The sequence below is a fragment of the Halorientalis persicus genome, assembly GCF_900110215.1.
Taxonomy (GTDB): Archaea; Halobacteriota; Halobacteria; order Halobacteriales; family Haloarculaceae; genus Halorientalis; species Halorientalis persica.
This window is the reverse complement of sequence record NZ_FOCX01000001.1, coordinates 228,233-243,119: the sequence shown is the minus strand read 5'-3', so window position 1 is coordinate 243,119 and position 14,887 is coordinate 228,233. Positions and strand designations below refer to the sequence as shown.

The window sequence follows — 14,887 nt, the reverse complement described above, 5'->3', positions numbered from 1 at the left end:
GAACCCGGGACGTTTTAGGATATCCCGTCCTTACGAATGGGTCGAGATGAAGATCCGTCAGAACGTCCGCCACTGGGCCGCGAAGAAGGCACTGACAGCTCCCGTCATCGGCCAGCGGGTCAACGACCGCCTGGTCGACCTCCACACCGGCGTCTTCCTCGACAAGGCCGAGGAGGGCCACCGCGAGGCCCGGCGCGCCCACCTCGACGACTTCTTCGACGCGACGATGGACACCTACGTCGCCGCGCTCGATTCCGGCTTCACCGAGGCCGAGGCCCGCGAGATCACCCACGTGCAGGCCAACTTCGACTTCTACAACCACGGCTGGACGGAGATGATGGAGTTCCCGAGCGACGAACTCGAGGACCACTACGAGCGCTACGCGGACTTTTTCGAGCGCTGGGGGATCACCATCGACGACCCGCTCGGCGAGTTCCGTCCCGCGGGCGGCGTCGCCGACGCCCCCTCGACCCCCGAGAAACTCGACGACCCCGAACACCCCCACGCCGAGGGCGGCTTCGCGGACGACGTGTACGTCGAGACCGGCGACGGTGAGGTCGTGGCCGGCGGCCAGGACGAACCCGGTGAGGTAAACGTCGAGGAGGCACCCGGCGTCGACGCCGAAGCGGACGGCTGATCCGACGAGCGCTGGCGGCTGCGGGTTCTCTAGGTTTTCAGCGCTGAGAATCGTGCCCACACCGTTATACACAATTCTCACTACACTTCGGGCATGGTCGACACGTCACCGGGTGAAAAAGAAAGTTCCGACCGTCATATTATCTCGCCGGCACGATCGTGGACGGACGCGCTGTGGTTCCTGCAGTCGGCCGTTTCACTCCGCGCGAAACAGTACACGCCTGGTGTCCTGAAGCGGACCCTCAACCGCCAGCTATGGGCTCACGCGACCATCGCGACGCTGTTCCCGATCCTGGTCGCGTACTTCGTGGTCGAGTCGCTCGTGATGGTCGCGACGATCCTGTTTTTCACGTTTTTCGTCGGTGGGTTCATCTACGGTGAGATGTACGTCATCATCCAGCAACTCGACGCGGCGACAGACGCCATCGGTCGTGAGGAGTACGACTTCGTCATCGGGGAACAGCGACCCGACGAGATCGAAGGGGTCTATCGCGGCTTGGAGCAGACGGCCACCGACTTAGACCAGCGCATCACGGAGGCCAAAGAGGCCAAAGAACAGGCTCAGCGCCAGCAGGAACGCGCCGAGGAGGCTCGCGCCGAGGCCGAGGCCGCCAAACAGGAGGCCGAAGCCGTCGCCGACCAGCTCCGCACCCGTGCCCAGGAGTACAGTGAGGTCATGCACGCCGTGGCCGACGGTGACCTGACCCGCCGGCTGGACACGGACGCCGACAACGAGTCGATGCGCGACATCGCCGAGGCGTTCAACGAGATGCTCGACTCGCTGGCCGAGACCGTCGCGGAGGCAAGCGAGTTCGCCGACACCGTCGCGAGCGTCAGCGAGGACGCCGCCGCCAGCGGCCAGGAGATCCGCCGCGCCAGCGACGAGGTGAGCGGCTCGATGGAGGAGATCGCCAGTGGCGCCGAGGACCAGCGCGAGCAGGTCACCGATGCCTCAGAGCGGATGAACGACCTCTCGGCGACCATCGAGGAGATCGCCTCCTCGGCGACCGAGGTGGCCGGAACCGCCGCGGACGCGGCCGACACCGGAGAGCAAGCGCGTAACGCCTCCGAGCAGGCGGGCGAGGAGATCGCCTCCATTCGGGAGAACGCCGCTTCGGCCGCCACGGAGGTGGAGACGCTCGATCAGCGCATCGAGCAGATCGACGAGATCGTCGACCTGATCGACGGGATCGCCGAACAGACCAACACGCTGGCGCTGAACGCCTCCATCGAGGCCGCTCGCGCCGGCGAGGCCGGTGAGGGGTTCGCCGTCGTCGCCAACGAGGTGAAAGACCTCGCCGAAGAGACCCAGGAGGCGACCGACGAGGTCGAGTCGGTGATCGCGGAGATGCGCGAGCAGGCCGCCGCCGCGACCGACGAGATGGACGACATGGAAGACAGCGTCGAGAGCGGGGCCGACACCATCGAGGACGCCATGGCAAAACTCGAATCGGTCGTCGCGACCATCGAAGACGTCAACGCCGGGGTCCAGGAGATCGACGACGCGACCGATCGCCAGGCCTCGACGACCCAGGAGGTCGTCGCCATGATCGACTCCGTGGCCGCGATCAGCGACGAGACCGCCGACGAAGCCCAGTCCGTCTCGGCCTCGGCGGAGGAGCAGACCGCCGCCACCCGCGAGGTGACCGAGACGATCCAGCAACTCTCGACGGAAGCCGACCAGCTCTCGACCCTGCTCGACGGGATGCGGGTCTCGAAGGGTGGTTCCGGGGCCACTATCGACGCGACGCTGGAAGACTAGCGGTCGACCTCGAAGAGTGCGACACACTCGACCCAGGTCGTTCCACTCGTTTCCCCGCCCAGCGATCCCGCGATCGCGAACGCGTAGACCCCCGATTCGAGGGCTTCGACCAGTGTCATGTGATCGTCACGGTCCGGTGACGGATGGGTCTCGACACTCAGCCGCCAGGTGTACGTCCCGCCGTCGTCGACGGTCGTCCAGGGTTCGACGTGCTCCTCGGGCGCGACGTGTTCCCAGCCGTCGGCCGTCCGTCGTTTTATCGCCCAGGCGTAGGGGTTCAACCCGAACGATTCGCCCGACTCGTTGCACAACGTGAACGTGATCGTCTCCACGGTGTCGTCGTCGGTCGTCGGCTCGAACAGTTCGCGGTCGGGTTCGATCCACACCTCGGCCGACCCGTTCCCGAGCGCGTGGAAACAGACCGTCCTGTCGACGCTGTCGCTGAACGCGGGACAGTCCGCCCCGTCGAACCGCCCGGAGGGTGCCGTCGGGGTCCGACTTTCGTCGGCCGTTCCGGCCGGCGTCTCCGTTCGGTCGGTGCTCCCTGGCCCGTCCGTGTCGGTCGGCGTCGATCCGTCTCCCGATCGGTCGAGACAGCCCGCGGTCGCCACCGTCGCCGTGCCGAGCGCGGTCAGCATCGTGCGGCGTTTCATATCGGACCCGAGGGCGCCGCCGATAACCTGTCTTCTGGAGAGTCAAACGGCGGTTTCACTCACTCCGACAGCGCGTCGGCCGCAGCGAACCCGGCCTCGATAGCGCCGTTGAGACTGCGCTCGGGGTACTGGGCGCGGCTGGCCATGCCGGCGTATGTGACGCCCTCGGCGACCGCCGCCGAGAGGTCGTAGGGGATCACCATGTCGAGATACCCGCGTTCGTAGACCGGCGCAGTCCGGGGATTTCGGGCCGTCTCCACCCAGTTCACGCTGTCGGGATCGAACTGGGGGAACAGGTCGGCGATGCCGTCCTGCCACAGCTGTTCGACCGCCGCGTCGTCCATTTGCCACAGGTCCTCGTCGAGGTCCTGGACGTAGCTGGCAGTGTAGTAGAGGTGTTCGCCGCCGTAGCGTTCCGCCGGGACGAAGTTGGTGTGTTCGATGAACACGCCGAAGGGGGCCTCGTCGGCGATGTTCAGCCAGTAGGTGTCGGTCAGTGACTCGTCCATGCTCCAGACCGAACAGACCGTGCCCTGGAAGTCGATCTCGCAGGGGTAGCCCGTCAGCGCCTCCAGCACGTCGGGCATCGCCGCGACGACCACGCCGTCCACGTCGTGGCGCTCGGTCGCCCCGTCGGTCTCGACGGTCAGCGACTCGACGCGCCCGTCGCCGGTCGCGAGGTCGGTCACGCGCGCGCCAGTGGTGACGTTCTCGCGCCCCACGGCCTCGACCAGCGCGTCGAGGAAGGGTGCGAAGCCGCCGTCGAGGTAGCCGAGGATCTCGCCGCGCAGGAGGTCCCGCTCGCCGCGGAACTTGACTCGGCCCAGCAGCCACGCGGCGCTCACGTCCTCCTTCCGGGAGCCGAACTTGGCCGAAAGCAGCGGCTCCCAGAAGTTCTCGTAGACGCTCCGGGAGGTGTGGTCGAGCAGGAACTCCGTGATGGGTACGTCCTCGAAGGCTTCGAGGTCGTCGTAGGTGTCGAACGAGGGGACGCCGCCGCGCACGTCGACCTCCATCGTGAGCATCGCCAGCCGGAACTTGTCGTACAAAGAGAGGTGCGGGTAGGCCAGGATCTCCCAGGCCGTGTCCAGCGGGTGGACGACGCCGTCGACGTAGTAGGCGTTCTTCCCGATCCGCCACTCGATCCGGTCGCCCAGGCCCAGGTCGTCGGCCACCTCGACGATGGTCTCCTCGGATTTCGAGAGGTGGTGGTAGAACTTCTCGATGGAGTCGCCGGCGGTCTCGTAGACGGCCGCGAGCCCGCCCACGTCGTCGCTCGCCTCGAACACCTGTACCTCGTGGCCGGCCTGCTGGAGTCGGTGGGCCGCGGCCAGTCCAGCCACCCCACCGCCGACGACACCGATCATGTACCCCGCTCCGCCCGGCGGGCATATTTGCGTTGCCTTCGCCGCCTACTCCCCGCCGGCGAGTCGCGGCCGCGGGCCTTCGGCCCGCTCACGGGTCGCTTCGCTCCCCGCTCGCCCAGTCCGAGGTCTCCCGCAGGTCGCCCTCGCGCCGCTCGAACTCCTCCTCGTCGATCTCGCCCGCGGCGTACCGCCGGCGCAGGGTCGTGAGCGCGTCGTCGCCCTCGGCCCCGCCGCTACCGCTGTCCCGCGTCGTCAGCGCGTACAGCGCTATCGCCGGCACGCCGAACACGACGAGCAGGCCACCGAGCATCCAGAGCCAGCCGAAGCCGCCCCACATCCCGCCACCGGCGTGGCTCCCCATCCACCCGTCGTGGTGGTGCATCCCGTCGTCGCCGGAGTGACCCGCCGCGACCCCACCAGTCGCGGCTACCAGTGCCAGTGCGACACCGATCGCCAGTGCGACTCTCGCGAGCCGCGTCGTCGTTCGACTCATGGTCGATAGTACGTCACCCACCTTTACTCCGATTGTGGTTGTGTCTCGAAAGCCGATCGGGACCGAAACCTTCGGAACCAAACCCTGGCCGGTCACGCCCCGTACGAATGTGGTCGCCGTGACCTGTCCGATCGCCGTGACTGATCCCCTGACACAGCGGCTATACGTCCGCGCGTGGTACCATGGAACATGAACGAACTGGAACTCGGTCAGGCCACGATCATCTACGACGACCCCGAGTCGGGGACGGTCACCGAGACCGTCGACAACGAGGACCTTGTCTACGCGCGCGACCACTGGATGGTCAAGACGGGCACCGACGAGGACGGCAACGATCTGATGCACCAGATTCCGCGCGACCGCGTCCACCACGTCACCCGCAACGCCGAGGCCTTCGAAGAACAGATCCAGACCGTCCGCCACCGGGTCGAGTCCATCGCCAGCGACCTCCGGGAGCGCCTCCCCGTCGACATCGGCGAGGGCGGGCGGCGCGGCGGGGAGCCCCCCTCGGAGAGTACGACCGTCCAGATCGAGACCGAATCCGACGAGCGCGAGCACGGCGAAGGATCCGAAGCCGAAAACGAACCCTGAGACCACGGTACCTGCTCGCCGCCCGGTCGACGCCGCTTTTTCTGCCCACGATTCCGTGAACCGTCGGACGCCCCTCGATTCGTCGCTCTCTTTTTTCACGCCGAACCCATCGCTATCAAATACTGTTTGATTCAAAGACTATTTGCTATTCAATTATACATTGTCTAGTATACATGATCGTGGGGTCGCGGTTGAAATGAGGGTGGAACGGCCAACGAACGAGGGTTTCAGAGAGCTGTCCGGGGCATTCGGTTGCCGACACGATGACGGAGAGACAGGACGATGACGGGGCGATCCTCCGGCAGGGCGATCCTCGTCCTGGCGGTCGTTGCCACCGTCGGGTTGACGGCGGTCGTCGGTGGCTCGGCGGCGACTGGCATCGACGCGTCGGCGGGCAACGCGCCGACGGACGACTCGTCGGGCGCGACGGTTACCGACTGTCGGCAGATCAACGAGTCGGGCACGTACGAACTGGGCGCGAACATCACGGCTGACGCGACCGAAGAGTGCATCTTCATCAACGCCAGTGACGTGACGCTGGACGGGAACGGGTACACGCTGAAAGGCGCAGTCGACGGCGGTGCCCACGGGCATCCGATCCTCGTGCGGGGCACGTCCTCGCCCAGGGGGTTCAATCCCGACCAGCTAGCCAACGTGACCGTGCGAAACGTCGGCGTCGCCAACTGGTCGCAACCGGTCGAGTTCGATAGCGTCGACAACGCGACTGTGCTGGATTTGGTCGTGCGCGACGGGTTCAACGTCGGCGGCACCCAGACCGGGTGGGGACTCCGAATCCGCGGCGGCACGAACGCGACTATCGAGCGAACGACCGTCCGGAAGCAGCCCGGACGCGGGCTCGAACTGCGACAGACGAAAAACGCCACCGTCTCGCAGTCGACGATCAGAGACAACAGCTACCAGGGCGTGTTCGTGGGTGACGGCGACAACACCACGGTCCTGAACAACACGATCGTCGGGAACGACCACGGAATCCAGTCCGACGGGCCGCTCACGGGTCTGACGATCACGGCCAACAACGTCAGCCACAACAGCGGCAACGGGATGAAACTCGGCAACTCCGAAGGCGGACTGATCGCCAACAACACCGTCGTCTCGAACAACCACGGCATCTTGCTCCAGGGCTACGGGAGCGGCAACAACACCATCCGGGACAACACGGTCGTCGACAGCTATCGCGTCGGCATCTACCCGCGAGTGCCTTCCACGCTGGTCGAGGACAACAGGATCGTCGACAGCGGGAGCCACGGCATCAACTTCCGTGCCAGCATCAACGGTGATGCCTCCGAGGGGGTCGCCCGGAACAACACGGTCCTCGGCAGCGGCAGTTCCGGTGTCGTCGTCAACGGCGCTCGCAACGTCACGGTCAGGGAGAACGATGTCGCGAACAGCACCGACAACGGGCTGAAACTGCAGGGTGACGTGCCGGAATTGCACGCGGTCGGGAACCGCTTCCGGAACAACACCCGTGGCGTCAGCGTCGAGACCAGCACCGCCTCCGGGACTATCGAGCGCAATGGCATCGTCAACAACAGCGAGTGGGGGCTCCACTTCCTGTGGGATTCCGTCCCGACGCTGCGGGTGACCCACAACATCATCAGGGGCAACGGGAACCCGGGTATCAACTACAGACAGGACGACGGTGACCCGGTGAGCGCGAGGAACAACTGGTGGGGCGACCCGAGCGGGCCGTCGAGTGCCAGCGGCGTGAACCTGACCGACCCCGTGACGGGCGCGGTCGCCAACGGAACGGGCGACAGCGTCTCGAAGAACGGCTCCACGCAGAGCACGGCGAACGTCCGGTTCGATCCGTGGTTGACGGCCCCGCCGACCGTCCCCTTCGGGACCGCGGGTCCGGTCATCGTCACGGACACGCTGCCCCGCTCGAAACTCGGGGATTTCACGTCTACTCGGATCGACATCCAGTCCGGTGGAGCCGTCGAGTCGTTCGCAGTCGTGAACGGGTCGCTACCGCGGGGACTGGAACTCCACGACGACGGTGTCCTCAATGGAACCGTGGGCGAAGTCGGAAACTTCACCTTCACGGTCCGGGTGACCGACAGCGAGAACGCGACGGCCAACAGAACGTACACGAAACGCGTGACTGCGACGATTCCGTCCGCAAAGCTCCAGATCGAGAAGGAAGGCGGCCGCGCGGTGCCCGGGCGCAAACAACTGTATCTCATCCGTCTCACCAACACCGGCCAGACCGTCGCGACGAACCTCTCCATCGAGGAGTACCTCGAACCGTGGTTCACCTACGCCGAGTCCAATCCCGATCCGGACTCGCTGAACACCACGACCACGTACAACGGGACGGCGGCGGGCTTCGACGACGACCTCACGCGGACCACGATCCGGTGGAACCTCTCAGATCTCCAGCCCGGTGAGAGTCACCTGCTCACATACCAGGCGCGGCTGGACGACGGGCTTCCAGACGGCATGACCGTCACCGGCGAGGCCTGCGCCAGCGACGACACCCCCTGCGACACCCGCTACAGGCGCTGTCGGCGGGTGGGTACGCGGAAGTGTGACGACGAGGTCGGTGCGCTCGCGCAGGCCTCGAAGGTGCAGGACTGCGTGACGGGAAGCATCTCGGAGTGTATCGCGTCCCACGAACTCGACGCGGTCCAGAGCTGCAAGGACCTCGTGAAAGAAGCCTGCAAGGCCAGATACCAGAAGTGCGAGAAACTACAACAGACCAAGAACCTCCGTGGGGACCGACACCTGACGCCGCCCTGTGCGCCCGACGAGAACCAGGTCGACACGTCGAGCGATCCCAACGAGAAGATCGTGGGGGCAAAGAAGTACGTCACGCCCAACACCACGCTGCCGTACGTCGTCCACTTCGAGAACGTCGGCAACGCGACGGCGACGAACGTCACGATCACCGATGAACTCCCCGACACGCTCGATCTCTCGTCGGTCGAGGTGTTCACCGCTGACCGGGAGCGCGTCGCGCTGAACGACAGTCAGCCCGCGACACTGTACAACGGGAGCCAGACCCGCACCCGGAACGTCACCCTCGGGAACGAGACGGTGACCCGAACCGACACCGTCGTCGAACGGCACACGGCCACCCTCGACGGGCGGACCGTCGAGTGGCACCTGCAAAACACCGACCTCGAACCGAACGAGACGGGCACGGTCCTCCTGTCGGCCGACCCCAAGCCGGGGCTGGCCGACGGCACTCGCATCGAGAACGACGCCACGATCCGGTTCGACGAGGTGAGTAGCCTCACGACCGACGAGACGGTCAACGTCATCGACACGGCGGCCCCGAGTTGCCGGGTCGACCCGCTCCCGGCCCGGAGCCCGGAGAACCTGACGCTGTCGTGGACGGGCACCGATCCCGTCGGCGAGATCGACTACGTGACGATCTTCGTCTCGTCTGACGGCGGGGAGACGTGGCAGGCCGCCAGAGTCGGTGTCGAGAACCGTACTACCACGTTCAGTGGCGAACTCGGCGAGTCCTACCGGTTCATGTGTACTGCAGTCGACACCGCTGGCAACCGGGAGACCGAGACGCCGTCAGCGGACGCCAACACGACCGTCGCGACGGTCGACGTGACCGGCTCCGTTCGCGAAGCTGACGGGGATCCGGCTGCGGGCGCCACCATCACCGTAGCCGACGCGACGCGGAGCCGGAGTCCGGTCGTCGTCAACGACTGGTACGGCACCGTCTGTCGGCTCATCGGACTCGAGGACGAGGTCATCACCGGGAGCGACGGCGGCTTCGAGATCACGACGGCCCCCGGGAGCCCACGGGAGATTTCCTACTATCAGGCCCATCCCGCGACCTTCCCACAGCGCAACGGGACGGTCCCGGACGACGCCGCCGTGTTCCCCAGGGACGGGTCGCCGGACCTGTACGGTTTGACCCACTTCACGCCGACCGGGGACGAGGACCTCGGTAGCGCGACACTCCCGGACGCTCACCCGCTCGACGTGACCGTCGTGACCGAAGCCGGCGATCCGGTCGAGAACGCTTCCCTGAAAGTGCAACACACCAGTCCGACCGGTGCCCGGGCGTCGGTCATCTTCCCGAACGCGACCACCGACGACGGGCTGTTCGTTCCCGAGGCCACCAGGAGGCCGGGAATCGAAGTCACGGGGAACGTCACCGTGACGGTGCTACTGCCGAACGAAAGCCGCTTCGACGGGCGAGTGTACGGCCGGTCGCTGACCGTCGACTCCCCGCGGGACCTGACGATCACCGCGAACCTGACCGACCAGTCGCCGCCGCGGATCGAACAGTTCGAATCCGCACGCGGTGCCGGGCCGGTCAACGAGACGGCGCCGACGACGATCTCGGTCGCCCTCGCCGACGAGAACCCGGCCAGCGCGACGCTGGCCGTGCGCAACGGAAGCAACGCGACAGTCCTCGAACGCGACGTGACGGCCGCCTTCGACAGCACGCTCCCGATCGAGTGGAACGGGACGAACGGGACCGGCGCGCCGCTCGCTCCTGGCGAGTACGACCTCGTGCTGACCGCCTCCGACACCAACGGCAACGAGGCGACCGCGTCACTGTCGACCGTCGTCGACGGCGAGGACGACGAGAGTGAGGAAGAAGAGGAGGACGACGACGAGAGTGAGGGAGAAGAGGAGGACGACGACGAGAGTGAGGGAGACGAGAGCGATAACGACGGCGGGAACGGCGGTTCCAGCGGGAACGGCGGGTCCAGCGGATCGGTCGGGGGCGGATCCGGCGTCAGCTCGGGGAACCTAGTCAGGCCCGAGATCACCGTCGATGCGGCGGTCCAGTCGCGGGTCGTCGCGGCCGGCGAGCCGTTGACGGTCACCGCGACCGTCCGAAACACGGGCGGCAAAGCCGGCGAGTACGACCTGTCGCTCTCGGTCGACGGTGCGGCGACGGACGCCACCCGGGCCGGTGAAATCGCGCCGAACGACGAGACGACCCTCCAGTTCAGGCACAACGTTACCGAGCCCGGCGCCTACGACCTCGGGGTGGGCGGGACGGATCTCGGGTCTGTGACCGTCCTGGAGGAACCGGCCGAGTCGACCTCGACGGCGCAGTTCGACGGTGACACCGCCGCCTTCGAGAACGGCTCCGTCGAATCCGTCAGCGTTCCCGGCCAGTCCGGTGTCGTCAGCGTCGCCGAGCGGTCGGGGCCCCCCGCCGGCGCGCGGATTCCCGACGGGACGATGCTCGCGTTCGTCCAGGTCGCCCTCCCCGAATCCGACACCGAGGCGTCGGTGCGAGTCGGCGTGTCGCGTGCCGAACTGACGGATGCGGGCGTCGCTCCCAGCGACGTCCGGGCGCTCCGATACGTCCCGGCCACAGACGAGTGGCAGTCGCTGTCTGTACGCGTCGTTCGGGACGACCGGGACCGCACTACCTTCGCCGTCGACGGCGTGAACTCGACGCTCGCGATCGTGGCGCCACCCCAGACGGCGCCCGAGACACCGACCACCGAACCGACCCCGGTCCCGGTCACCGAGTCCGCACCCGCGGCCGACCCCGCGCCGGACCCCGGGACGACAGACTCAGCGACCACGACAACCGATGCGACTGGCCCAGGATTCGGCTTCACCGCAATGGTCGCGTCGCTCGCGCTACTCGTGGCTCTCGTCGCCCGACGACGCGCCCGACAGCGATAGCGGGGGTCGGCCCCGCTCACGGTCCGGGCGAGCGACCGCGACTGGATTCTCGCCCCTCTGAACGATCTCGTCTCGCGCCGATGTGAGCGACCACACAGCGGTCGCTCACGAATTTGCGCTCGACAGAAATGCGCTGGCCGAGATTTGAACTCGGGTTAGGACCGTGGCAGGGTCCTGTGATACCACTACACCACCAGCGCGCTACTTCGCTACATCACACAGTAATCATGGTGGAAGGTATAAGGCTTCCGAATCGGTTCGAAACCGCCGGCCGGCGTGCCAGTCCGTCCCGAACGCGACCTACGCGTCACCCGGATACGCCACGGTCGACAACAGCGCGTTCTCGGCCTGCCGGGAGTCCAGTCGGGTGTGCTGACAGACGACGGGCCGGTCCGACTCGATCACGCTGGCGAAGGCCACTCCTCGGGGGATCTCGGGCGCTTCGAACTCGTTGAACTGGACGTGTGTCGTCCGTTCGGCGGGCACGGTCACCTCGTAGGGGCCGACAGGCTCGCGGTCCTCGAAGTACACCGTCACCTCGACGTGGGCGTCGTCGTCGGTCGCGTTCAGCAGGCAGATCGTCTCGTGGCTCTCCAGTTCGAGCGGCCCGTGGCTTGTCTCGGGAATGTACCCCTCCGGAATGGCCCACTGGGTGCGTCCGATCATGGGATAGCGGTTCCACGTCCGACATCATAAGTGGTCGCGCGTGTGGCGCGCTGCTCGGCCCGAACCTGCTTGAACGCTGACCCGTGTGAACGCGACTCAACGCGCACGCGAAGCGGGGTCTTTTTAACCTGGCAGTAGAGTAGATTCGGCACAGTCTAGTGGCGTGGCGTGGAAGCGTCACGGCATGACAGTCAGCGTACTCGTGCCGTCATCGCTGACCCGGGAAGCCGAGGACAAACGCGAGGCCACTCGCAAACTCGGTTACGTCGCCCGCGCGGCGGCGGTGTTCCGGGTCGATCGTCTGGTCGTCTTCCCCGATTCCGGGGCCGAAGGCCGGTGGGGTGACGGGTTCGTCGAAACCGTGCTGCGGTACGCCGCGACGCCGCCGTACCTCCGAAAGGAGGCGTGGGGCAAGCGGGACGAATTAGAGTACGCGGGCGTCCTGCCGCCGCTCCGCGTCGCCTCACGGACCGGCTCCGGATCGGACGATTCGGGGTCGTTAAGACAGGGAATCGTGACCGAGGTCGGATCTGACGGACGCGTTCGGGTCAATTGCGGACTGCAACACCCGATCTCCCTCCCCATGCCCGACGAGGGCGTGGCCGAGGGGGAGCGCGTATCCATCAGGGTCTCTTCGCGACGGCCGGTCCGCGCCAAGTTCGTCGACGAGTCCCCACCGGGATTCGTCGTCGAGGCGTCGGACCTCTCGACGGAGCTCTCGCGTGACGACGCCGGCGTCCGCCTTGCCACATCACGGCACGGCGAACAGCTGAGTGTCGACCGTCTCGGCGACATCGTCGCCGACACGGGGCCGCGAGGCATGACGGTCGCGTTCGGAGCGCCCGAGCGCGGCCTGCCGGAGATACTCGGTGTCGCCCCACCGGGCGGCGACGAGGGCGGTGAAGAGACCGAGCGAGAACGGACGGATCTACCCGCGGACGAACCGGATGGGTCCCGGTTCGACCTCTGGTTGAACGCGGTTCCGAATCAAGGCAGCGAGGTCGTGCGAACGGAAGAAGCGATGTTCGCCGTGCTCACCTGCCTCTCACTCACGGAGTGACCAACGAATGCCACAACCAAGCAGACCACGCAAAGGCTCGCTGGGCTTTGGCCCGCGTAAGCGGTCGGGCAGTGAAGTGCCGCGCTTCAACACCTGGCCCGACGACGAGGGACAGCCGGGCCTCCAGGGCTTCGCCGGATACAAGGCCGGCATGACACACGTCGTTTTGATCAACGACGAGCCCGACTCCCCGCGCGAGGGGATGGAGGAGACGGTGCCCGTTACCGTCGTCGAGACGCCGCCGATGCGCGCCGTCGCCGTGCGAGCCTACGAAGACACGCCCTACGGCAAGCGACCGCTCACGGAGGTCTGGACCGACGAGTTCCACCCGGAACTCGACCGGACCCTGGACCTGCCCGACGAGCACGACGCCGAGGGCGCGCGCGACGAAGTACAGACCGCGCTGGAGAACGGAGACCTCGCGGACGTGCGTGTCATCACGCACTCGGTCCCCGACGCCGTTCCCAGCGTCCCCAAGAAAAAGCCCGACGTGATGGAGACTCGCGTCGGCGGTGGCTCCCTTTCCGACCGCCTCGAGTTCGCGCTCGACCTCGTCGACGACGGCGGGGAACACGCCATGAACGACGTGTTCCGCGCCGGCGAGTACATGGACGCCTCCGGCGTCACGAAAGGCAAAGGGACGCAAGGTCCCGTCAAGCGCTGGGGCGTTCAAAAGCGGAAAGGCAAGCACAAGCGCCAGGGCTGGCGGCGCCGGATCGGTAACCTCGGCCCGTGGAACCCCTCGCGTGTGCGCTCGACCGTCCCCCAGCAGGGGCAGATGGGCTACCACCAGCGGACCGAGCTGAACAAGCGGCTCATCGACGTGGGCGAGGGCGACGAACCCTCCGTCGACGGCGGTTTCGTCAACTACGGCGAGGTCGACGGGCCGTACGCGCTGGTGAAGGGCTCGCTGCCGGGGCCGGACAAGCGCCTCCTGCGCTTCCGCCCGGCGGTCCGACCGAACGACCAGCCGCGCCTCGATCCCGAGGTGCGCTACGTGTCTCAGGAGAGTAACCAAGGATGAACGCGACAGTACACACCCTGGACGGCGACGAAGACGGGGAGGCCGAACTCCCCGAGGTCTTCGACACGCAGCTCCGACCGGACCTGATCCGGTCGGCGGTGCTGGCCGCCCAGGCAAACCGGAAACAGGACTACGGCAGTGACGAGTACGCCGGCCTGCGAACGCCGGCCGAGTCCTTCGGCTCCGGCCGCGGTATGGCTCACGTCCCCCGTGAGGGTGGCAAGGCACGTCGCGTGCCCCAGGCCGTCAGCGGCCGTCGGGCCCACCCGCCGAAGTCCGAGAAGGATCGCACGCAAGACATCAACGACAAGGAGCGCAAGCTCGCCGTCCGGTCGGCCGTCGCGGCCACGACCGACGAGGAGACCGTTCGCGAGCGCGGGCACGAGTTCGACGACAGCGTCGACCTGCCCCTGGTCGTCTCAGACGAGTTCGAGGACCTCCAGAAGACCCAGGAAGTCGTCGACGTGCTGGAGGCGCTGGGCCTCGAAGACGACATCGAGCGCGCCGACGAGACGAAGATCAAGGCCGGTCAGGGGAAGACCCGCGGCCGGAAGTACCGTCGGCCGTCCTCGATTCTGTTCGTCACCAGCGAGGAGCCTTCGCGTGCCGCCCGCAACCTCGCGGGCGCGGACGTGACGACCGGTCGGGAGGTCAACGCGGAAGACCTCGCGCCCGGCGGCCAGCCCGGCCGGCTCACCGTCTGGACCGAGAGCGCGCTCGAGGAGGTGGCCGAACGATGAGTTCGGTCCTCCGGTACCCCCACGTCACGGAGAAGGCGATGAACAAGATGGACTTCGAGAACAAGCTCCAGTTCATCGTCGATTCCGGCGCGGGGAAAGACGAAATCGCCGAGGCCATCGAAGGGCAGTTCGACGTGTCGATCGTCGACGTGAACACGATGGTCACGATGAAAGGCGAGAAGAAGGCGACGGTGACGCTCTCCGAGGAGGACGACGCCGAAGAGATCGCCTCCCGGATCGGGGTGTTCTGAC

At 66.7% G+C, this 14,887-nt stretch carries 12 protein-coding genes and 1 tRNA gene; 8 read left to right on the top strand and 5 right to left on the bottom strand.

The annotated features are described in order from the left end of the window. Positions 1–46: 46 nt before the first annotated feature. Both BMX17_RS01405 and BMX17_RS01400 read left to right on the top strand, forming a co-directional pair. Complete coding sequence (locus tag BMX17_RS01405) at positions 47–637, top strand: DUF6149 family protein (RefSeq protein ID WP_092656875.1); 591 nt, start codon at positions 47–49, stop codon at positions 635–637. A gap of 93 nt (positions 638–730) precedes the next feature. After that, positions 731–2,398, top strand: coding sequence for a methyl-accepting chemotaxis protein (locus tag BMX17_RS01400; protein ID WP_092656874.1), 1,668 nt, complete (start codon positions 731–733; stop codon positions 2,396–2,398). Here BMX17_RS01400 and BMX17_RS01395 read toward each other — a convergent pair. The 3 genes from BMX17_RS01395 to BMX17_RS01385 all read right to left on the bottom strand — a co-directional run bounded on the left by BMX17_RS01395 (position 2,395) and on the right by BMX17_RS01385 (position 4,911). Then, complete coding sequence (locus BMX17_RS01395; RefSeq protein ID WP_092656872.1) at positions 2,395–3,051, bottom strand: hypothetical protein; 657 nt, start codon at positions 3,049–3,051, stop codon at positions 2,395–2,397. The two genes, BMX17_RS01400 and BMX17_RS01395, sit on opposite strands and share 4 nt — an antisense overlap. Before the next feature lie 59 nt (positions 3,052–3,110). Further along, entirely contained in the window at positions 3,111–4,418 is a 1,308-nt protein-coding gene (locus tag BMX17_RS01390) for an NAD(P)/FAD-dependent oxidoreductase (RefSeq protein ID WP_092656870.1), read from the bottom strand. A gap of 88 nt (positions 4,419–4,506) precedes the next feature. Next, a complete protein-coding gene (locus tag BMX17_RS01385) occupies positions 4,507–4,911 on the bottom strand; it encodes an SHOCT domain-containing protein (RefSeq protein ID WP_092657124.1) in 405 nt (134 codons plus the stop codon). 189 nt (positions 4,912–5,100) lie between these two features. On the opposite strand from BMX17_RS01385, the gene BMX17_RS01380 reads away from it, so the two are divergent. Further along, positions 5,101–5,502, top strand: coding sequence for a hypothetical protein (locus tag BMX17_RS01380; protein ID WP_092656868.1), 402 nt, complete (start codon positions 5,101–5,103; stop codon positions 5,500–5,502). 282 nt (positions 5,503–5,784) lie between these two features. Then, a complete protein-coding gene (locus BMX17_RS01375) occupies positions 5,785–11,145 on the top strand; it encodes a right-handed parallel beta-helix repeat-containing protein (RefSeq protein WP_092656866.1) in 5,361 nt (1,786 codons plus the stop codon). 129 nt (positions 11,146–11,274) lie between these two features. Here the strand turns inward: BMX17_RS01375 and BMX17_RS01370 are convergent. Both BMX17_RS01370 and BMX17_RS01365 read right to left on the bottom strand, forming a co-directional pair. After that, positions 11,275–11,345: transfer RNA gene (locus tag BMX17_RS01370), tRNA-Gly, on the bottom strand. 100 nt (positions 11,346–11,445) lie between these two features. After that, complete coding sequence (locus tag BMX17_RS01365; RefSeq protein ID WP_092656864.1) at positions 11,446–11,811, bottom strand: sensory rhodopsin transducer; 366 nt, start codon at positions 11,809–11,811, stop codon at positions 11,446–11,448. 184 nt (positions 11,812–11,995) lie between these two features. On the opposite strand from BMX17_RS01365, the gene BMX17_RS01360 reads away from it, so the two are divergent. Genes BMX17_RS01360 through BMX17_RS01345 form a run of 4 tightly spaced genes read left to right on the top strand, consistent with a single transcriptional unit; the run spans position 11,996 to position 14,886 of the window. Further along, entirely contained in the window at positions 11,996–12,871 is an 876-nt protein-coding gene (locus tag BMX17_RS01360) for a putative RNA uridine N3 methyltransferase (RefSeq protein ID WP_092656862.1), read from the top strand. A 7-nt stretch (positions 12,872–12,878) separates the two neighbouring features. Beyond that, positions 12,879–13,895 (top strand): 50S ribosomal protein L3, encoded by a 1,017-nt coding sequence (locus tag BMX17_RS01355; protein ID WP_092656859.1) that lies wholly within the window; start codon positions 12,879–12,881, stop codon positions 13,893–13,895. Beyond that, complete coding sequence (rpl4p, locus tag BMX17_RS01350) at positions 13,892–14,635, top strand: 50S ribosomal protein L4 (protein ID WP_092656857.1); 744 nt, start codon at positions 13,892–13,894, stop codon at positions 14,633–14,635. Before BMX17_RS01355 ends, rpl4p begins: the two co-directional genes overlap by 4 nt. Continuing rightward, on the top strand, positions 14,632–14,886 hold the full coding sequence (locus BMX17_RS01345) for a 50S ribosomal protein L23 (protein ID WP_092656856.1): 255 nt from the start codon (positions 14,632–14,634) through the stop codon (positions 14,884–14,886). The genes rpl4p and BMX17_RS01345 overlap by 4 nt, the downstream gene beginning before the upstream one ends. Position 14,887 lies beyond the last annotated feature (1 nt).

Bases quoted from the DNA above. Each gene is read 5' to 3' on its own strand.
- BMX17_RS01405 (WP_092656875.1), top strand. From the start codon at position 47: ATGAAGATCCGTCAGAACGTCCGCCACTGGGCCGCGAAGAAGGCACTG.
- BMX17_RS01400 (WP_092656874.1), top strand. From the start codon at position 731: ATGGTCGACACGTCACCGGGTGAAAAAGAAAGTTCCGACCGTCATATT.
- BMX17_RS01395 (WP_092656872.1), bottom strand. From the start codon at position 3,051: ATGAAACGCCGCACGATGCTGACCGCGCTCGGCACGGCGACGGTGGCG.
- BMX17_RS01390 (WP_092656870.1), bottom strand. From the start codon at position 4,418: ATGATCGGTGTCGTCGGCGGTGGGGTGGCTGGACTGGCCGCGGCCCAC.
- BMX17_RS01385 (WP_092657124.1), bottom strand. From the start codon at position 4,911: ATGAGTCGAACGACGACGCGGCTCGCGAGAGTCGCACTGGCGATCGGT.
- BMX17_RS01380 (WP_092656868.1), top strand. From the start codon at position 5,101: ATGAACGAACTGGAACTCGGTCAGGCCACGATCATCTACGACGACCCC.
- BMX17_RS01375 (WP_092656866.1), top strand. From the start codon at position 5,785: ATGACGGGGCGATCCTCCGGCAGGGCGATCCTCGTCCTGGCGGTCGTT.
- BMX17_RS01365 (WP_092656864.1), bottom strand. From the start codon at position 11,811: ATGATCGGACGCACCCAGTGGGCCATTCCGGAGGGGTACATTCCCGAG.
- BMX17_RS01360 (WP_092656862.1), top strand. From the start codon at position 11,996: ATGACAGTCAGCGTACTCGTGCCGTCATCGCTGACCCGGGAAGCCGAG.
- BMX17_RS01355 (WP_092656859.1), top strand. From the start codon at position 12,879: ATGCCACAACCAAGCAGACCACGCAAAGGCTCGCTGGGCTTTGGCCCG.
- rpl4p (WP_092656857.1), top strand. From the start codon at position 13,892: ATGAACGCGACAGTACACACCCTGGACGGCGACGAAGACGGGGAGGCC.
- BMX17_RS01345 (WP_092656856.1), top strand. From the start codon at position 14,632: ATGAGTTCGGTCCTCCGGTACCCCCACGTCACGGAGAAGGCGATGAAC.